This is a genomic window from Komagataeibacter diospyri (assembly GCF_006538165.1).
Lineage (GTDB): Bacteria > Pseudomonadota > Alphaproteobacteria > Acetobacterales > Acetobacteraceae > Komagataeibacter > Komagataeibacter diospyri.
The window spans coordinates 188,215-208,927 of the sequence record NZ_BDLU01000014.1 but is presented as its reverse complement, the minus strand read 5'-3'; the positions used below and the strand labels follow the sequence as shown (position 1 = coordinate 208,927).

Sequence of the window (20,713 nt, the reverse complement as noted above, 5' to 3'; positions counted from 1 at the left end):
AAAAAGCCTGCCTTCGAGACATCCTGCACATTATAAGAAGCTTTTTTTAAAAAGATTCAGAGAACGCTGCCTTTTTTCAAAAAGGCAGCGCCTAAAAACCCTTTCTTCATTTTCATATAGTCTGTTGGATCAAAACCGGCATCTGGTCACCATAAGTTTTTCTCGGTTGGCAGGTTATTGTAATTGTATACTTTTGAATCGGCATGCAACACATGATCCCTGCTGCGTGCCGCATCCATGGCGGCAGGGTCCACATCATACCCCAGCATGTCCAGCAGCAGGTACTTGTTCATGATGGAGGTATAATACCCGTCATGGTTGCGCATCTGTTCAGCCATGTTGCAATAGGTGCCCACACCGTTTGCGTCATGGATGATCATGGGAATGATATACTGGTCATAACCACCATACTGGTACCCATGACCTACATTCACGATTTCCCCATGGTCGGAGGTATAGATCATCGTGTAATCACCCAGTTCCGATGTCGCAATGGACATGATCTGCTGCACGATGCTGTCGGTATGGTGGATGGACTGGTCATACGTGTCGGCGTTGGGCAGGGCCTGCACATCGCGGGGGGTGACCTTGTCGTCATATTTCCGGTGGCTGCCCATAATATGCACGACATACATCTTGTACGGCGCAGGATCATGCATCTTGTCCGCCAGCACAGGCATGATGGATTCATCCTTCCAGTTCACGCCGTTGGTTTCATTATTATAATCCTGACGGGTGGTATAGTCGCTGTATTCAGACAGATAGCCGAACGGGCGCGCATATGGTCCCTTCCCGTCCTGTGACGCAATCCAGAAAGTCTTGTAACCGTTGTCACGCGCCATTTCGATTATGTTTTTTTCGTTAAACAGCGTTTCGCGTATTTCCGGCGTCTGGAATGAAAAACTCATGGGCACCGAATAACGGGTCATGGGGGCATTGGTATGGACCTTCGCCAATACGCAGATCTGTTTCCTGTCCTTCATTTCCTGAAGGTTGGGCGTAGTATTCTGATTGTCGTAGCCATACACGCCATAACGCGACGCCAGCGAGGACTCCCCCATTATAAAGACGATGTTGCGCACCCTGCCTGCATGTCGACCGATGACCTGACGGTCAGTGACAGTATGCGCCCTGACGACAAAGCGCCTGTCTTTCACCCATTTCGTCGATATGATGGCAAGATACGTCACGTCCCCAACGACCCCCGGTGCGTGGTCACGCAGGTCCGATGCAATATATCTGCGATAGACGATATCGGTCCATTTCGCGGTATGGAAAGGCCAGTTGGCGTACAGCTTCCAACTGTTATAGACCCCCGTCAGGACCAGCGGCACCATGGCAATCATGACCGCGCGCCGGTTCCACCGACCCAGCCGCCATGACAGGACCGCCACCAGGCCCAGCGCCAGCACGGCCGCGATATAGGCGGACCACGGCACGGTGCCCAGCATGGACGCGGCTTCATGCCGGTTCGTACCCATGATCGCATCCAGCGTACCGTCGGTTATCAACTGACAGTCATGCGCAATATAGAAGTCAAGGATCAGCAGCGCCATGAACACGGTGTTGAGGCACATGCTGCCAATGCGGCCACAACTGAAGAACAGGAGCGGCAGCAGGCTCATCTGTAACGTAAAATGCCACGGATGGCTGCCATTTGAATGACGCGCAATATACAGTTCTATGAAAAAGTAAATAATACTGATTATAGAAATGAAAAGCGTTCTTTTTTTATTATAAATTTTCCGCAGTCCGTTTTACATATTTTGACACAATCAGGCGTGTATATGTAACAAAACCGCTCATATCAAGCGCATTATTAAAATAAACTAACGTGCATTCATTTGTTTTTATAATAAATTATCCGCTACAAACCATTTTATCCCCGGCCCGCCGTGGCTGCTTCAGTGCCGGTTCCGTTCAGTCGGCAGATTGCTGTAATCGTATATTTTGGAATCCGAATGCAGCACATGGTCCTTGTTGCGTACCGCATCCATGGCGGCAGGGTCCACATCATACCCCAGCATGTCCAGCAGCAGGTACTTGTTCATGATGGAGGTATAATACCCGTCGCGGTTACGCATCTGTTCAGCCATGTCGCAATAATTGCCCACACCATTGGTGTCATGGATGATCATGGGAATGATATACTGGTCATAACCGGCATACTGGTAACCGTGGCCCATGCCTACGACTTCCCCATGGTCGGATGTATAGATCAGCGTGTAATCACCCAGTTGCGACGCGGCCATGGCCATGATCCGCCGAACGAACTCATCAGTGTGGTGAATACTCTGGTCATATGCATCCGCATGTGGAAGGGCTGCGATATCGTCACTGGTCGCCTTGTCCGAATATTGCTGGTGGTTGCCCATGATATGCACGACATACAGCTTGTACGGTGCGGGATCCCGCAGCTTGTCCGCCAGCACGGGCATGATGGACTCATCTTTCCAGTTCACGCCGTTGATTTCGTTATTATAATCTTGGCGGGTGGTATAGTCGCTGTATTCAGACAGGTAGCCATACGGGCGGGCATATGGTCCCTCCCCCGGCTGTGACGCGATCCAGAAGGTCTTGTACCCATTTTCGCCCGCCATTTCGATCAGGTTCTTTTCCTGAAACAGCTTTTCCCGGATTTCGGGGATCTGGAACGAAAATGTCATGGGCACGGCATAACGGGTCAGGTTGGCATTGGAATGGGCTTTTTCCAGTACACATATCTGTTTCCGCGCCTGCATGTTACGCAGGTTGGGCGTGGTGTCCTGTCTGTCGTAGCCATATATGCCATAGCGCGACGCCAGCGAGGACTCCCCCATGACAAATATGATGTTATGCACTCTGCCCGGATGCCGTCCGGTCACCTGCGGGTCGGTATTGGGGTGAGGCCGGACAACAAAGCGTTTGTCCACCGCCCGTTCAGCCGTCATGATGATGAAGTAGGTTGCGTTTCCCACCACCCCCGGCGAATGGTCACGCAGGTTGGCCGCGATATAGTCCAGCCCCCCGATATCGTTCCATTGCGCGGTGCGGAACGGCCATGTGGCATACAGCTTCCATGTATTATAGGCCCCCGTCAGCACCAGCGGCACCATGGCGATCATGACCGCGCGCCGGTCCCACCGCCCCAGCCGCCATGACAGCACGGCCACCGCCGCCAGCATGAATGCCGCCGCCACATAGGCAGGCCAGGGCACCGTACCCATCATGGATATGGTCAGGTGCCGGTTCGTACCCATGATCGCATCCAGCGTGTTGCCGGTTACAACCTGACACAGACGGGCAATATAGAAATTACTGACCAGCAGAACCACGAACGTGGTGTTGAGACACATGCTGCCAATGCGGCCAAAGTTAAAAAACAGAAGCGGCAGAAGGCATGTCTGTATTACAAAGTGATACGGATGGTTACCGTCTGAATGACATGCAATGTAAAACTCTAACAAAAAGTAAATGATACCAATGATAGAGATATACAATGCTCTTTTATGAATCTTAATTGCCGTCATCCATTTTTATGCATTGAATAACCGGCCTACATAAAATTGTCACAATCCGTCAATCTCATTTAATGAATAAATATATGTTACGTTATTTTATTTCATAATAAATCGTCAGCATGCCGCAGGCGCGCATAAAAAAACCGGGACCGCAACGATGCGGCCCCGGTCGGGTCAGCCCGAATATGACGGGTAAGGTCAGTTCACGTTATCAAGAGCATAGACCACCAGGTCATCAGTGACCGGCGTCATCATGAAGTGGTGGCCACCGGCCATGATGGCGACGTACTGCTTGCCCTTGTATTCATACGTCATGGGCGTTGCCTGTCCGCCACCGGGCAGGACATCGTTCCAGACTTCACGGCCAGTATGGATGTCGAAGGCATGGATCATGTTGTCGGTCGTTGCCGCAACAAAGATCAGGCCACCAGCAGTAATGACCGGGCCACCGTTGTTGGGCGTACCTATGGTCAGCGGCAGGTGGGTGGGCAGACCGAACGGTCCATTGGCACGCGCGCTACCCAGCGGGTGCTGCCACAGTACCTTCTGCGTGTGCATGTCGATGGCGGTAATCATGCCATAGGGCGGCCGGTTGCACATCATGCCCGTATATTCATCCCAGAACGGCGAGACGACGATACCATACGGCGTTTCCGCCATGGCCCCTGCCCCTTCGGCACCACCGCCGCCGGGTTTGTAGTTGGGATCATCCACCGGCATCAGCCCCAGCTTGTCCGCCTTCTTGCGGCTGACCAGCTGGTCATACATGGGCGTGTTGTTCCAGTTGGCGATCAGGATGCCGGTCTTTTCATCATACGCGACACTGCCCCAGTCAGATCCACCATTATAGCCAGGATATTCCAGCCACGGCTTGTCGATGCTGGGCGGCGTGAACTCACCCACATAATGCGCACGGCGGTATTTCAGGCGGCAGTACAGCTGGTCAATGGGGGACATGCCCCACATGTCAGCTTCCTTCAGCGGCGCGAAGCCCAGACGCGGCATGCCGACCGACCATGGTTGCGTCGGGGCGCGCGTATCACCCGGCACCATGCCTGGCGAAGGCGCGGGCCGTTCTTCCACCGGCAGCACCGGCTCACCCGTGCGGCGGTCCAGCACGAAGGTCTGGCCACGCTTGGTGGGCATGATCAGCGCGGGCACCGTGCTGCCATCAGGCTTGGTAAAGTCCATCAGCGTAGGCTGCGACCCGATGTCGTAATCCCACACATCCTTATGCACGGTCTGGAACACCCAGCGCGGTTCGCCCGTTTTCACGTCAATCGCGACAACGGCGGAGGACACCTTGTTTTCCTCCGGGCTGCGCATGGCGCTGTAGTAATCAGCGGCCGAGTTGCCGGTAGGCACGTAAACCAGCCCCAGCGCGTTGTCACCAATCATCGCGGCCCAGGAATTGGGGGTGCCACGGCTGTAATGCTCGCCTTCCTTCGGCTCGCCATGTTCATGCGGACGGTTGACATCCCATGCCCACAGGAAGCGCCCGGTTTCGGCGTCATATCCACGGATTACACCCGACGGCGCCCAACGGCGCTGGCCGTCAAGGATTTCCTGATTGGTGATGATCGCACCATTGACGATCGGCGGCGGCGCGGTTTCGGCCACGAATCCGGGCACGGATTCACCCATCCCCTTCATCAGGTTGACCATGCCGTGCCAGCCGAAGCCCTCGCACACCTTGCCGTCCTCGCTGTCCACCTCGATCAGGCGTTCATCCAGCGTGGCTTCGAGGATACGGTGGTGGCAGTGCTCGCCTTCAGGCACGGTGGAGGACGTGTAGTACACCACCGCCTTGCACGCCGCCGTATACGGAATGCTCTCGTATTTCTCATTGGCGTGGAAGTGCCAGACTTCCTTGCCCGTGGCCGGATCGATACGCATCATGTCGTTCAGCGCGGAACACATGTACAGCCCGTCACCCACTTTGATGGGCGTGGTCTCGGCAGCCCATTTGTTCACCTGCCCCGGCCCCGGCTTGCTGCCGGTATGGTAGATGAAGGCACGTTTCAGGTGGCTGACATTGGACGGCGTGATCTGGTCCAGTGGCGAGAAACGCGTCGCCCGGTCATCGCGCCCGTAGCCGGGCCAGTCATCATGCGCGGGGCTGGCCGTAACCTGCTCGACCATCGGCGTGGCCTCGCTGGGTTCTGCAGGCGGGCCGTCGGGAATGTTGGCGGCGTTGACGCCCGGCGCCTGCGGGCTGTTGGGCGACGGGGCGGAAAACGCGTCCGTCGGCGGAGTGGGCGTGCCGGGGGCAACGGTGGCATTGCCGCTACCGGGTGGCTGGTCGGCAGGAGGCACCTGCGCCAGGGCACCTGCGCCTGCGGTACCGGCAATGATGGTGGCACCCAGCAGCAGGGTGCGCAGCATTGGAGTATTGGACATTATGCGACCTCCCGCACATGGGTTGTGCGTGCGTGGTCAGCACGCCGCAGCACCGGCAGGCACAGCGCCACGCCAATGGCCAGCAGGGTTGGGCCGAATACGCGCGGCAGCAGTCCCCAGCCGTCAAAGCCCACTTCCCAGAATGCCCACAGCCACGTAAAGGCGCAGGCCCCAAGGTAAAGCAGGCCGCCCACGGGCCGACCCATGGCCATCAGCACACCCGCGGCCGTCACCACCAGACCGCAGACGACGTAATAAAGCGAGCCACCCAGGAACGCGAGTTCAGCGCCCATGTATACCAGTGGCAGGCCCAGCAGGATGATGATGACCGCAAGTAAAAGCGTCGCCCATCCTGCGGCGCTCTGCGGTTTCATAAAAGCAGACATAATGGATGTTCCTCCAGTATCATGCAGCGGAGGCTAATCCCGCGCCTGTTAAACGCGAAAAAACGAAATCGCGAGCTTGGTCACGACTTTATTACTATTGTTTCAGGGTTGTAAGTATTCCGCCAGAAAACAGGTCCCAGCATGACGTATTTGGAATCCAGACCTGCTGTGCTTGCACACGAAATATTTTTTTTACTTATCCATGACCAGATGGGGAACCATTACGGAGCTATCGCGCGCGGATGCGATCAGGTACGGCCCCGCATCCCTCCCGCTACCCACAACGCGCGCGCCGTGGGCGCTGTTACCGCCACCAGTTCCGGCATGCCCGCCATGATCGCCTTGTGCATCCTTTCATACGAACACCGGCTGGCAATCACGCAGAACCCGCGCCCAAAATCCATGCCGTCCGCAATCCGCCCCCCCCCACAGCTTATCCCGCGGCGTTGTGGCGGCCCACATCTTCAGCGTCTTTTCACGATCGGGGTCCGGCCATGCGCAGCCTGGGCAATTGAAGCCGTCCGGGTAATTCATGAACAGAAGTGCGCGCGCCCCCCTTGACCAGTACGCTCTGTTCCATCTGCACGCGTGCGGTGGCGTTCGCCGCCCCCACCTACCGGCGGGATGGGTATAGGGCCTGAATTCCGGCTTGTCAGATATGGCGTTCTTCCGTGTTTGTACGCAGGAAACTGCAGGATTGTTGTTATTTCAACTACAAAAGACATAATTTTGCATGTATGGAAAATATTTATCTGTTAATAAATTTATATTATCAACAGAATGGAATGAACTATATGTATTGATTGTATAATACCATATATAGTTCGTTGGCGGCAATGCTCCATTGCATCATTCCGAACCGGTTATATCCTGTCTGGTATGATATCGTGCAGCGTTGTGCGGTCCAGCACATGCAGGAAGGCCTCCAGTGACTGGGACAGCAGGCGACGCAGGCGGCACATGTCCGCCAGTACGCAGGGCTGGCCGTTTTCTGGCTGGCACGACACGACGGAAAGCATGTCCGTTTCCATCAGGCGTACGATATCCCCGATAATGATGTCCTGTGGCTGGCGGGGCAGCTGCAGCCCACCCGACCGGCCACGACGCGCCTGCACTACCCCTTCGTTGGACAGGCGGTTGACGACCTTGACCAGATGGTTATGGGAAATGTTGTGATGGCTGGAAATCTCGTGCACGGATACGCGCCTGTCTGCATTGCACGCCAGATAGACAAGCACGCGAATGGCGTAATCAGTATGAAGGGTCAGACGCATGATATGCTGTTTACGGCCTCCCCATTCCGGTTATCATATAGACCTGTCATGGCGATGTAACGGTTCCCGGCCCGAATGGTAGGCATGGTCCAGTGTTGCAACAGATAGGACATGGATATCCTGTGGTCAGACATGGTGACGATATTACCATAGGGTAAAAAAGACCGTATTGGTACGCACTGCAACAGGAAACCACACTGCCGCCTGTCACATAATTTATTTTTATCACATCATAAGCATAGATTATAACGAACCGATATAAAGGAGCCGATTTTGTTCCGTTTCCAAATTAATCTCTATGCGGTATGCAAATAAAAAATCAAGAATTATTCTTCTTGCCACGAATTAATATTTTTTATGCTCCATTATGAGATCATGCAAGGTCACACGGTCCAGTACGGCCATAAAGGCGTTCAGTGATTTGGCGAACAGGCCCCGCAGACGGCAGGCATCCACCAGTATGCAGGGCTGCCCTTTACCCGGTACACAGGTCACGATCGTATTCAGATCGGCTTCCATCAGCCTTACGATGTCACCAATGAAAATCTCATGTGCCGCCGCCGCCAGTTCCAGCCCCCCGCTGCGGCCCCGCCGCGCAAGGACGATGCCATTATTGGACAGGCGGTTGACCACCTTGACCAGGTGGCTTTGTGAAATTCCGTGGGCATCGGCAATTTCCTGAATCGCAACGCGCCTGCCCGGATTCTGTCCCAGGTAGACGAGGGTGCGAATGGAATAATCCGTATAAAGTGTCAGGCGCATGGTACCTCATGACGCCTGCAACGCGACTTCGGAATGATCTGGCGCAAGGATGTGCTCCGCCAACACCAGATTTGCGGCAGAAATAGGGGGAGAAATGTAAAAACCCTGAATCCTGTCCACTTTCATGGCAGTCAGGATATCCATCTGCCCCTTGGTTTCCACCCCGGTTACGGTCACACTCAGCCCGAAGGCATGGGCAAGTCCCGTCAGATGGGCAATCACGTCGCGCGCCGCCTGGCTGTGTTCGATATTGACCACCAGGTGGCGTGAAATCTTGGCCTGCGTGAAGCGGATATCGCGCAGCACCGCGATCGGCAGCGTGGCCTGCCCAAAATCATCCAGTGTCAGCTGGAAGCCCAGATTGGCCAGTTCCTGCAACCGCAGCAGCACGCGATCCGACCGGCGTCCCGCCAGCACGCTTTCGGATATTTCCAGCACATAATCACTGGCGGTGCCGCCCTGCCGCTTTATCTCGGCTTCCAGATCGTTCTGGAACCCGATATTGAGCAGGTCGAGCCGCGAGAGATTAATGGTCAGGTTGGGATAACTTGAAAGGCTGGTATTCCACAGCCGCATGTCATTCTGGAACGACTTCACCAGCCGCGGACTCATGGCCTGTGCCAGTGTCGCATCAAGAAATACGTCACGGAAGCTTTCCGCCGCCAGTAGTCCGCGCATGGGGTGGTGCCAGCGCAGCAGCGCCTCGATCTGGTCGCACCTGCCGGTCGCAAGGTTCAGGATCGGCTGGTAATACAGTTCAAACTGGTCTTTTTCCACGCCATCACGCGCATCGGTCAGGATCTGAGCGCGCTCAAGGGCATGCTGGTGCAGGGTGATGTCGAACATCCGCGACTGATGGCCGCCCGCGCGCTTGGCGGCATACAGCGCGATATCCGCATTTTTCTGCAGGGATTCAGCACTTTCCTGGCTGGCGATCGGGCATACGCCAATGCTGCCCGATACGTTGACCATGGTATTGCCGACCTCGATCGGCGCTTCAAGCGCCGCCAGCAGCCGTTCCAGCATCGTGTCCAGCGGCGTGGCCAGCAGCGTGTGGTTGAGGATAAGCGCAAATTCATCCCCACCCAGCCGACATACCGCGTCCTGCGGGCTGACCAGTTCCAGCAGCCGGTGCGAAATGGTTTTCAGTACCACGTCGCCGGCATGGTGACCGTGAATGTCGTTGATCTGCTTGAAACCATCAAGGTCGAACATGACCAGCATGATTTCACGGGTGATGTTGCGGGCTTTCTCCTCCACCGCCGCCTGCAGCACGGTGTTGAAGCCGCCACGGTTGAACAGTCCCGTCAGCGGGTCGGTCGCCGCCAGTGACTTCAGCCGGTCACGGGTGTTCATCAACTCGGTAATCTCGAAACGGGTCGCGACATAGCCCTCGACCGCGCCAAGCGAGTTGTGCTTGGGCATGATGGTCGTCGCCACCCAGTACAGCGTCCCGTCCTTCGCACGGTTGCATATGTTGCCGCGCCAGATTTCCCCAGACCGGATGGTGCGGTACATCTGCCTGAAGAAGCTGGCATCATGATACCCCGAATTGACGATCCGGTGCGTCGAGCCGAGCAGTTCCTCACGCGGGTAGCGGCTGATCTCACAGAAGCGGTCATTGACGTAGGTAATCACGCCACGCACATCCGTAATGGCGACGATCAGGACATTGTCCACCACATCGGCCCAGAAATCGGAATCCTTGTGGGTTAGCGCGCGCAGGCGATCATCGTGTTTGAGTGACATGGCGTTGCTCCGTCTTTCGCCTTGAATGGATCAGGACCTGGCTTTGGCAGCGGGGGACTTCGTGGCTGCGGTGGCGGTTGCCTCTGTGGTGGGGGCAGGCTGTTTTTCGGTATTCTTTAATGGCTGGGAGGATGACGCCCCGGCAGCGCGCGCCTTGGCGCGGGCAGCTTCGATGTTACGGATAACGGCAGGGGCGCCCCCCTTGCGGACCCACTGTTCCAGGTCCTTCGGGGCCAGCGGCTTGGCAAACAGGTAACCCTGCATCACGTCACAGTTCAGTTTTTCCAGCAGTTCGCGCTGCTGTTCCGTCTCGACCCCTTCGGTCACGACGGTCATGCCCAGGCGCGACCCGATGCCGATCACGGCCATGGTCACCGCCTGCGCGTTGGTGTCGTATTCAAAGTCGTTGATGAAGCTGCGGTCGATCTTGATTTCCGTCAGCGGCAGGCGCGTCAGCCGCGACAGGGACGAATACCCCGTGCCGAAATCATCCATCGACAGGCCACAGCCAAGGTTGCGGATGGATTGCAGCACTTCCTCGGTATCGCGGCTGTTGTCCATCATCACGCTTTCGGTGATTTCCACCGTCAGGCGGGCAGGCTTCAGGTCATGGTCCTTCAGCAGGGTTGCGATGTGTTCAGGCAGCGCGCGGTTACGGAAATGCACCGCCGACAGGTTGACCGCAACCGTGGGGACATGGATGCCGTCGCGGTCCCATTTCACGATCTGGCGGCAGGCTTCCAGCAGTGACCACCGGCCAATGGCCTCGATCTGTCCGGTTTCCTCCGCCACGGCAATGAAGCGGGAGGGGAAGATGTTACCAAGATGCGGATGGTGCCACCGCGACAGGGCCTCCACCCCGCTGAGTTCCAGCGTATGCGTGCGCACCTGCGGCTGGTAATGCAGCTGCAGCATACCCTGCGCCAGTGAATCACGCAGCGCGGAGCCCAGCACCAGCCGGTCCTGCGCCACCTGGTTCTTTTCCAGGTTGGCGAAGCGGAAGATGCCGCGCCCGTCTTCCTTGGCCTGACGCATGGCGGTGTCGGCATGGCTGAGCAGCGATTCACTGTCCGGCCCGTTGGACGGGAACGTACTTATGCCGATCGAGCATGAAATGGAGAGCGTGTTCTGGCCGATCTGCAGCGGGCGGCCGATGGTGTCCAGAAGCTGCTGGGCGATTTCCTCGATCCGCTTGCCTTCGCAGTCGGGCACCACCACCACGAATTCGTCCCCGCCGGAGCGGCTGATGACGTAATCATCACGGGCGATGGAGCGGATGCGGGCTGCGATCTCGACCAGGAACTGGTCAGCATAGACATGACCCAGCGCGTCGTTGATATCGCGGAAACGGTCGATATCCAGCATGAAGATCGCCAGCGTCCGGTTGCCCGGCTGGGCAATGATGTCTTCCATTACCCGGTGCAGTGCGCCACGGTTCAGCAGGCCGGTCAGGGAATCATAACGCGCAAGCTGGGTCATGTGCGTCTTGGTGGCATGCTGTTCCAGCGCCAGCGCGCAGAACGGCAGGCACGACCCGACCAGCCGCTGTGGCCATGCGCCAAGCTGGTTGGGTTCACGCAGGTACAGCGCGAAAATGCCCGTTATCCGTCCGTCACCCGCCAGCACGGGGGCGGCGTAACAGGACTGCAGCCCCAGTGAACGGCACATGGACTGGTAATTGTCCCACACCAGCCGACCGGTATAGGACGCGTTGGCCTTCAGCTTTTCCACATCGGAAGGGGACGGCACGGTGGTTTCCAGCGCATTGCGGATACGCGGCGGCAGGGCGGACGTGCAGATCACCCGCCACGGCTGCGCATCATCCAGCACCAGCAGGGCGGCGACAGAATTGGGCACGAAGGCTTCGACCTTGCGGCAGATCAGTTCACCGATATCCTGTATCAGCATGTCGCTGGCCAGTGCCTGCAGCACATCGTTCTGCAGGATCAGGATCTTGCGGCGCTGGCTTTCTTCCGTGACGTTCTTCATCACGCCCATGTAATAGGTCAGCTTCCGGCCGTCCTGATCGATCTGTACCTTCGACAGTGACAGTTCACCGCAGATATATTCGCCATCCGCGCGCGTGAATTCAACTTCGCGCGACGTGCCGACAATGCGGTTGTGACCGCTTTCACGATTGCGATCGATATAACGGTCATGTTCATGGCGCAGGCGCACGGGCACCAGGCAGTCCACGTTACGGCCCATGACATCGGCGCGTGGAATGCCCCATAATGATTCCGCCGCCTGATTGTAGAAAATGATCTCGTTATCCTGGCCGATGATGACCGTGGCGTCGATTGCCTGTTCCAGCGCGGGCAACAGGATTTCGGTAGTCAGGGCTGTGATCTCGGGCATCTGCGGGCTGTCTTTCTTCGCTGTCATTCGGAATGGGCCACGATCGCGCGCAGGCGGTCTAGGTCGAGGATGTGTATGGCGCGCCGCTGCCGGGAAATAAGCTTCTCCCGGTGGAACGTGCTGAGCAGGCGGCTGACAGTTTCGGTGGTCAGACCAAGGAAATCGGCTATGTCGGTGCGGGAAATGGCCGGGTCGACGGGCCACAGTTCATTCTGTCCCATGCGGGTCCCCTGCCCGATCAGGAAGGCGGCCAGCCGTTCGCGCGCCGTCTGCCGCCCCAGCATCAGCAGCCGGTTATGCAGCCCGATCAGTAGCTGGCGGGCGGTATGCAGTGATGCGGCGCATGCGTCGGGTGACGTTTCATGCAGGTGCCGCAGGTAGGGTGCCGGCATGCACACCACCCGCAGCGTACGCATGGCCTCGGCGCTGTAGCCATAATGATTACAGGGATAGGCGGGCAGTACATCCCCCTTATGGGCAAAACCGATAATCTGCCGCCGTCCGTCAGGAAGTGACTTGAACAGGCGCGCCCCGCCACTCACCACATGGAAATGCATGCTGGCGGGCGTACTTTCCGTCATGAATTCCTGCCGGTCCGCATAATGGCGTTCCGCTCCGGCTAAAGGATTATGAGGCTGCGTTAAGGACATTTTTATCTTTTTCTGTTCCCGACAGGACTGCGACAGTTCTGATTAAAGACATATTTTCGCCATAAGTTAATTTGTAAAATATATGCAGAATAAACAAACGGAATTGTTTATTTTCCCGTACGCCTTATATTTTTGTGTAACTGTCGGATGACTGCTGCAGCCTGCGCTGTAAGTATTCCGCTACACGGACTTGTGTCACAACGCACCTGCAATGGTGTGGTCCGGGCCGCCAGCCTGCACTGCCGGACATGAGCGGTACGGGCTAGATACGTCCCCCATCCCGTCCACGCCATGAACCAGGCCAGGTTACGGTTACATTACCGTTTCCGGCCGGTGGCTATCGGATGCCTGCCCCGGTTTTCCGCGCCCCGTCCGGGAATGAATCGCGCAGTTCGTCTCCCCTTGCACCGCAGGAGCATGTTGCCCGCTGGGTACGGTGCCAGTACGGTTGCCTCGCCTGTTGCAACCGGGTTCAATGCGCCCGGTGCGATCTGGGTGCCCGGTGTCCCTATCCGGTAAGGATGGGGGTCGGGCGGCCTGCCTACACCCGCGTGGTCAGTGTAAAAGGCCGGTCTGGTCAAATAATGGTGCCCCCCGTATCGGGACAGGCGGTCACGATTTTCTATTTTTACTTACGCCAGCCAATACCTTGCAGGTGGCCTGGCGCATGCTGATCGGTATGCCTTTCACGCGGTGAGCATGAGCCATGAATATCGCATGGATAATTTAACAATTCATGAAAGTGTCATGAATTGTTTTGGAATATTCTGGTACGATATGCTGCAGGCATATGAAAAAAACTGCCTTCGGTCGGTCAAAATCACGGTCACGTGTCAGGGTGCCCTATGCCGCACACGATCTCGCGACCATCGGATCGTAGTAAATCCTCCCGTCATGGGCAAAAAAAACGGATCGTGCCGAGAGAGTCGTCTCAACAGGTTGCGCAATACGGATGCTAAATGGTGCGGATGCCTGCACGGGGGTACAACCGGAAGAGCATGATGTTTGCGCACCGGTTCGATGGGGTGATGCAATCCATCGGGTCAGTTACATGCGGATGCGGCCCGGAAACGCAAAGGAGCGGGCACGCGCCCTGCGTACCCGCCCCTTTGTCGTCATGTCAGAACCGGCGACTTATTTTTTCGCTGCTGCACACTTGCCCAGAAGCGCGATTTCAGCAGCATTGACACCTTCGGGATCCAGTGCTGCCTGCCTGGCGATGGCCTGCTCTTCTTCCGTGGCGTGCTCGCCACCCTTCAGGACGTGTTCGGCCAGACGGATGGTTTCCGCCTTTGTCATGATGGCGGGAGAATGGGTGGCCTTGCGTACCAGATCATGGATGGAACCGGCGGCATGGGGAACACGATGTTCGCTCATGGTGAATAACTCCTTATGATATCAACATATGTTGAGCGTCGACCGCGCGGCATCAATACACAGTTTGAAATATTTTCTATCTGTCCGACGTATCAATATCCATAAAATCGTTCGACACGAGATATTCCGGCGCACGAGGATGGGCCGGTCTCAGCCCTTTCCTGGGGGTGGATGACCAGGCAGACCCGTCAGGATCAGGGCGGTGGACGGGCGCGTCGCCGCTACATATAGCAGTTGCTGCGTTTCCAGCACGTTTGTCGCGGCCCGGCGGGTGATGTCACCTATATCCACGAACACGCGCCCGAACGTGCTGCCCTGTGCGGTATGCACGGTCATGGCATAGACCGCCTGCAGCCGCCCGATACCGCGGCGGAATACGAAACGGTGCTGCCAGCGCGCGCGTTCTTCCGCCGCCTCGCGCCGCAGGCGGCGTTCGACACCGGCCATGTCCGCGCCGGGCCGCAGGATCGGCACGGGCACTTCCTCCCCCGTCAGGGTGCGCAGCACCACGTCATGCACCGGCAGTTCCGTGGTCCAGCCCGCGACCTTTGACGTGGCGGGAAAGGCATGGCGCAGGATGGTGGGGCGGATGTCAATGACTTCCGCTTCCTCATTGGTGGCGACGACAACGCGCCGCCCCTCCACATCCATGACCGGCGCGCGGGCAATCACGCGTTCACCCGCGACAAAAGGGGTTGGTGTCTCACCCCCATACACCCACCGGCGCACCATGCGGTTGACCGCCTCCACCCGTGCATTGGTCCAGCACAGGTATCGGAACGCATCGCTGTCGGTGCGGAATCCATCGGATGTGAAGGCACGCTGCATCCACGTATCGGGTTCACGGGGCAGGAAGAGGCCGGCCCCCCCGTGGTGATTGGCGCGGCACCATGACCAGTCCAGCGGGCCGCCCTGACTTTCGCGTATGGTTGTCGCAGCGGCGACCAGCGGGTTGCCCGCCGCCTGCCGTACCACCGTTTCCAGGTGCGAGGCCGAGCGGATGGCGAAGGACGGGCTGATCGCCTCCCCCACTGGCGGCAGCTGTGCGGGATCGCCCACAAACAGCACGAAACGGTCGGGCACCAGTTCGCGCACCCAGCGCATGAGTTCCGACCCCACCATGGAACATTCGTCAATAATGATGACATCGGCCGTGATCGGTTCGGGCCGATCGGCGCGCTGCAGCACCTCACGCCCGCCATCCTGCGTGCCGGGCTGCAGCGACAGGACGTTATGGATGGTCCGGCAGGGGGCAAGGTTGCCCACGCGCGCCTTCAGCACGGCAGTGGCCTTGTGGGTTGCGGCGGTAAAGACAACCTCTGCCCCCTGTTTGCGCAACGCACGGGCAACGCGCTGCATGAGCGTGGTCTTGCCCGTCCCGGCATAACCGGTCAGCAGATGCGTGGCGCAGGTTTCGCGCGCGGTCAGGATCTCCGCCAGCGCGCGTTCCTGGCACGTTGTCAGTTCCAGCCGGGACATGGGACGGCCCTGAGGGAATGGTAAGCGATATCGGGGGCCATCGGGCCTGAAGTGATCCTTGATCCGTTGATGCAGCGGGAATGAGTATTAGGCCGCTCCACCCCATCGGGCCAGCGGAAATGCGCCCCGTGATCGTAACCGTCGGCGTTGCGCATTTCCGCTGTCACATGTAGCAGTCCGTGCCAGATGCAGCATCAGGCCGTTCCTGTCCGTGTCGTGCGGTCACTCAAGGTCATATGTCGGTGATGGACATGGATCGGCAGGCGATAATTGATTGACAGAAAATAATAAAAGTCTCTGGGTGCCCCGTTCTTCGAAGCTTTCTGAAAAAAGCTTCACCACAAACTTTTATCTGTATCAGGCGCTACGGCGGCCCGCGACCCAGACTTCCTGTACCATCAGATCCGGTCCCATCACCACCATGTCCGCGCGACGCCCATGCATGATGACGCCACGGTCATGCAGTCCCAGCCAGTTGGCGGCATGCGTGCTGACCAGGGCCGCTGCCTGCGGCAGGGACGCCCCGGCCTGTATGGCGTTACGCACGGCCTGATCCAGTGTCAGCACGCTACCCGCAAGCGTCCCGTCCTGCAGGCGCGCCACGCCGTCAAGCACCATCACATCCTGCCCCCCCAGCGAACTGGGGCCATCACCCATGCCGGTGGCGCGCATTGCGTCGGTCACAAAAACCAGCCGTCGCCCCATGACCCGGTGCGCAAGGCGGAACAGGGCAGGATGAACGTGATGAGTGTCGAAAATCATCTCGGCATAGGCGTCCTCGCTGCACATCAGCGCCGTGGCCGGCCCCGGCGCGCGCGCCATGACCGGCGGCATGGCGTTGAACATATGCGTGCCACCAGCCACGCCCCCGCCGCCGCATATGCGACAGATGGCGCGTTCGGCCTGTTCATGATCGGCCTGCGTATGGCCGATATTGACCCGTATGCCCGCCTGCACGAACTGCTGGATGGCGGTATCGGCATGTTCCACTTCCGGCGCCAGCGTCACCAGCTTTACCGCCCCGGTCCGGATCACTGCACTGACCCGCGCGGGCGTGGGCGGCAGGGTATGCGCGGGTTGCGCGCCACGCCGGTGGGGATTGATGAAGGGCCCTTCCAGATGCGCGCCGGGAATGCTGGGACCGCCAAAGGCACCGTTGCGCAGGATATCGGCTACCGCATACAGGGTCTCGGTGATGTCCGACCATGGGGCGGTCATGGTGGTGGGTAGCAGCGTGGTGGTGCCCTGCGCCATATGGAACATGGCCATGTTCCGGATCGCCATCGGGCCATCCATGGTGTCGGCCCCACCGCCACCGTGAACATGGCCGTCAATGAAACCGGGCAGGATGTAGCGGTCGGGCACATTGTGCGACAGGGGCCGCACATCAGTAATTGAGGTATCGAACACGACACGACCCGGCATGACCCGGTCTGGCAGGACGATATGGCCATCAATGTTCACGGTGCGGCTTTCCCTGTTCGCATAAGTTGACGCTGTATGTGCGTGTTACCGCGTTGGCGCGGCGGATGCCATAACCTGTCGGATATATCGCAGCCATCCCGGCACGACGATACGGACTGACAACGAACGGGAAATTCAGACCGGCCGCATATCAATGCAGGAAAAAAATTACCGAATGCGCGGATGATGTGACCGGCACGGATTTCGGTTTTCCATGCCTCTGCCGGGCACTGGCCTGTCCCCTGCCCTGTCGCCGGTGGCGGCACGGGCGACGACGGATAATTCTGTCGCAGGTCTGGTGGGGAAAGGGAGCGAGGCAGCACATGCGTGAAGTATTCACGGCATCAGCATTACCCTGCCCGACGCTCTGCCCGGTCACGGCCATGGCGGGTTGCGGATCACGAAGGTGGCAGGGCGCAGCCATTCCTGTGCGTCATCGCCCTGAAAGATGTTCTAAAAAATAACCTGAAAATTGTTGGGGGCCGCCTTTTTTCAGAAAAGGCAGTGTTCTGAAAAATGCTTCCCCAAACACGTCTTTGCAACCTGCAGGATATCCCCCAGGCAGGATTTTCAAACAGTCTATGGGGTCAGGGCTGGGATATCCGATTTCTTTTCGCCCTGAAAACCGTCAGGATTCAGGCTGATAGGCGGAAAACCATGCCGCAAGTTCTTCCGCCGGCAGCGGCTTGGAGAACATGTAGCCCTGCAGCACGTCGCAATCCATTTCCGCTAGAAGACGGCGCTGTTCCTCGTGCTCGACGCCTTCGGCCACCACGGTCATGCCAAGGCTTTGGCCAATGCGGACCACGGCCATGACCACGGCACGGACCTTCTCAATGCTTTCCAGACCCGTCATGAAGCTCCGGTCGATCTTGACCTCGTTCACCGGCAGGCCCGCAAGGTTGGATAGGCTGGAGAACCCGGTACCGAAATCATCCATCGACATGCCAACCCCCATTTCCCGCAGCTTCTGCGCCACGCGGATGGTGCGTTCGTAATTGTCGATCATGGTGCTTTCGGTAATTTCGATCGTCAGGCGTTCGGGCGGAATACCGGTTTCCTTCAGCAGCTTGTCCACGAATTCGGGCAGCGTTTCATCACGGAAATGCAGCGGCGACAGGTTGACCGACACCACCGGCACATCCACCCCATCGCGCATCCAGTGCGCCATCTGCATGCAGGCCGCGCGCAGGGACCATTTGCCAATGGCCTCGATCTGTCCGGTTTCCTCCGCCACGGTAATGAACCGCGCGGGGGAAACGAAGCCCAGTGACGGGTCGATCCAGCGTGACAGCGCCTCCACCCCATACAGTTGGCCGCTACGGGCATGGACCTGCGGCTGGTAGAACAGGCGCAGCCGGTCGTGGGCAATGGCGTCGCGCAGGGCCGCAGCCAGGATCAGCCGGTCACTGGCCTGCTGGTTCATGCGCGGGCTGAAGAAGCAGCAATGCCCGCCGCCATTCGCCTTGGCCTGGAACATGGCGGTTTCGGCGTTTTTCAGCAGGGTGTCCCCGTCCTCGCCATTTTCGGGGTGGACGGCCACACCCAGACTGGCGGACAGACTGACCGGTACTGCGCCGATATGGGTGGGCTGGCCCAGCACGCGCAGGATCATGGCGCTCAGCGTGGAGGCATGCTGCTGTTCGCCATTGGTGACGATAGTGAACTGGTCCCCCCCGCTGCGCACCAGCGTGTCATCAATGGTCAGCACGTCACGCAGCTGGCTGGCGATATGGGCAATCAGTTCATCGCCCGCCGTATGGCCGAACACATCATTGATATGCTTGAAATTATCCACCCCAACGGTCAGCAGCATCAGGTTGCCGCGCACGTGGCGGCGCAGCATGCGGGCCATGTTCTGACGTAGCCAGCGGCGGTTGGGCAGGCTGGTCAGCAGATCGAAATCCGACAGGCGGTTGATGTGTTCCTTCGCCTCGTGCCGTTCAATGGCCAGCGTGCACAGGTGCAGACTGGTGGCCACCGCCTTTTGGCAGGCCGCATCGGGCAGCATGTCGGTGCGTGAATAGCACGTGAACACCCCCGCCACCCGGTTGTTGCGCAGGATGATGGGGGTGGCGCGCGCGGTCTTGATGCCGTTATGCAGCGTCTGTTCACGCAGGTGCTGCCAGCGCGGGTCATGGGCGATGTCGCTACATTCGGTCACGTTGCCGGTGGCGGCGGCAATGCCTGAACATGCGGCGCCGTCGCCTATGGGCAGCGTGTCATACAGCTTGACCAGCGACAGCGGCAGGCTGGCGCGGCCCTTGCATTTCAGGTGTTCGTCCTTTTCCACCAGGTAGATGGCGGGCATGACGTCGGGAATGTAGTGTTCGATGCGGCGGCAGATGAAGTCCATGACTTCATGCAGGCTCAGGTCACTTGATATCGCCTCCAGCGTGTCGCGCTGCAGGCTGTCCAGAAAATGCTGTTCGGTAATGTCGGTCAGGACAACGACAATGTTCTCGATCTCGCCACTTTCGCTGAACACGGGGTTCATCGCCGCCGATACCCATATGTCGCGGCCGCTGGCGTGACGGGCGCGGATTTCCAGTGTGAAGCCACGGGCGTTGCGCGCGCCTTCATGCAGCTTGTTCAGGATGCCGATATCCGTCGTATCCCCCGCCAGAATGACAGACAGGCCATGCCCCGTCACCCGTTCGGGGCCAAAACCGAACATGTCGCTGAAAGCGCGGTTGACATAGATGATGCGGAATTCCGGGTCCAGGATGGCAACTCCGCGGTCGGTTTCACGCACCACCAGCGACAGCAGGCGGATCTTTTCGCGGTCGTCCACTTCCTGTGAAATATCGCGGATCAGCGCCATATAGCCGATCTTGCCATCCACCGCGATGCGCGACAGCGACAGGTTGGCCCAGAAACTGGTGCCATCCAGCCGTTCCACCAGCACCTCGCGGCTGGTGCCGACGATCTTGTTGATCCCGGTTTCGCGGTTGTGGCGGATCAGGTCGTCATGAGTGGAACGGATGTTGCGCGGCACCAGCACGTTGACGTTGCGCCCGATCACGTCCTGGCGCGCGCAGTGCCACAACCTTTCCGCCGCACGGTTGAAAAAGGTTACGGTGTTGTTTTCATCAATCAGGACAACACCAAGGATGGTCTGTTCCAGTGCAGGAAGGACGGTTACCTGCATGTCATCTATCATGTCGCGGGGCATCGGGCTGCTGGTCTCCTGCTGACTGGAAACGAACGGGGATGAAGCTGAAATGTGACCCCGGTCCGAAACCGTCCGGGGCACTGCAATAAGCGACAGCCAGCATGATGTTTCATGCACATGAAGGGGTTAAGAAAAGGTA

The 20,713-nt window shown here is 58.3% G+C and carries 14 protein-coding genes and 1 pseudogene; all 15 read right to left on the bottom strand.

Annotated elements, in window-relative coordinates; genetic code table 11:
* Nucleotides 1–146: 146 nt before the first annotated feature.
* The 15 genes and pseudogenes from MSKU9_RS02940 to MSKU9_RS02870 all read right to left on the bottom strand — a co-directional run bounded on the left by MSKU9_RS02940 (nt 147) and on the right by MSKU9_RS02870 (nt 20,574).
* Nucleotides 147–1,625, bottom strand: a complete 1,479-nt coding sequence (locus MSKU9_RS02940; protein ID WP_141259841.1) for a phosphoethanolamine transferase — start codon at nt 1,623–1,625, stop codon at nt 147–149.
* A gap of 279 nt (nt 1,626–1,904) precedes the next feature.
* Entirely contained in the window at nt 1,905–3,335 is a 1,431-nt protein-coding gene (locus MSKU9_RS02935) for a phosphoethanolamine transferase (RefSeq protein WP_162515711.1), read from the bottom strand.
* A gap of 363 nt (nt 3,336–3,698) precedes the next feature.
* A complete protein-coding gene (locus tag MSKU9_RS02930) occupies nt 3,699–5,885 on the bottom strand; it encodes a pyrroloquinoline quinone-dependent dehydrogenase (protein WP_141259886.1) in 2,187 nt (728 codons plus the stop codon).
* A 14-nt stretch (nt 5,886–5,899) separates the two neighbouring features.
* A complete protein-coding gene (locus MSKU9_RS02925; protein WP_141259839.1) occupies nt 5,900–6,286 on the bottom strand; it encodes a glycerol dehydrogenase in 387 nt (128 codons plus the stop codon).
* A gap of 248 nt (nt 6,287–6,534) precedes the next feature.
* Entirely contained in the window at nt 6,535–6,690 is a 156-nt protein-coding gene (locus MSKU9_RS02920; protein ID WP_227002335.1) for a formate dehydrogenase accessory sulfurtransferase FdhD, read from the bottom strand.
* A gap of 58 nt (nt 6,691–6,748) precedes the next feature.
* A pseudogene (locus tag MSKU9_RS18470) lies at nt 6,749–6,946 on the bottom strand (oxidoreductase); the annotation flags it as partial.
* Between the two features lie 203 nt (nt 6,947–7,149).
* On the bottom strand, nt 7,150–7,560 hold the full coding sequence (locus MSKU9_RS02910; protein ID WP_141259838.1) for an RrF2 family transcriptional regulator: 411 nt from the start codon (nt 7,558–7,560) through the stop codon (nt 7,150–7,152).
* Between the two features lie 345 nt (nt 7,561–7,905).
* The gene (locus tag MSKU9_RS02905) at nt 7,906–8,322 is read right to left on the bottom strand and encodes an RrF2 family transcriptional regulator (protein ID WP_141259837.1); all 417 of its coding nucleotides are present in this window, start codon (nt 8,320–8,322) and stop codon (nt 7,906–7,908) included.
* Between the two features lie 6 nt (nt 8,323–8,328).
* Nucleotides 8,329–10,071 (bottom strand): putative bifunctional diguanylate cyclase/phosphodiesterase, encoded by a 1,743-nt coding sequence (locus MSKU9_RS02900; RefSeq protein WP_141259836.1) that lies wholly within the window; start codon nt 10,069–10,071, stop codon nt 8,329–8,331.
* Between the two features lie 30 nt (nt 10,072–10,101).
* On the bottom strand, nt 10,102–12,429 hold the full coding sequence (locus MSKU9_RS02895; protein ID WP_141259835.1) for an EAL domain-containing protein: 2,328 nt from the start codon (nt 12,427–12,429) through the stop codon (nt 10,102–10,104).
* A gap of 23 nt (nt 12,430–12,452) precedes the next feature.
* Nucleotides 12,453–13,079, bottom strand: a complete 627-nt coding sequence (locus MSKU9_RS02890) for a Crp/Fnr family transcriptional regulator (protein ID WP_141259834.1) — start codon at nt 13,077–13,079, stop codon at nt 12,453–12,455.
* Between the two features lie 1,134 nt (nt 13,080–14,213).
* Nucleotides 14,214–14,456 carry a hypothetical protein gene (locus tag MSKU9_RS02885; protein WP_141259833.1) on the bottom strand — a complete coding sequence of 81 codons (243 nt, stop codon included), beginning with the start codon at nt 14,454–14,456 and terminating at the stop codon, nt 14,214–14,216.
* A gap of 150 nt (nt 14,457–14,606) precedes the next feature.
* A complete protein-coding gene (locus tag MSKU9_RS02880) occupies nt 14,607–15,935 on the bottom strand; it encodes an ATP-dependent DNA helicase (protein WP_141259832.1) in 1,329 nt (442 codons plus the stop codon).
* 357 nt (nt 15,936–16,292) lie between these two features.
* Nucleotides 16,293–17,399: an N-acetylglucosamine-6-phosphate deacetylase gene (nagA, locus tag MSKU9_RS02875; protein WP_141259831.1), complete on the bottom strand. Its 1,107-nt coding sequence runs from the start codon at nt 17,397–17,399 to the stop codon at nt 16,293–16,295.
* A 628-nt stretch (nt 17,400–18,027) separates the two neighbouring features.
* On the bottom strand, nt 18,028–20,574 hold the full coding sequence (locus MSKU9_RS02870) for an EAL domain-containing protein (RefSeq protein WP_141259830.1): 2,547 nt from the start codon (nt 20,572–20,574) through the stop codon (nt 18,028–18,030).
* Between the last annotated feature and the right edge of the window lie 139 nt (nt 20,575–20,713).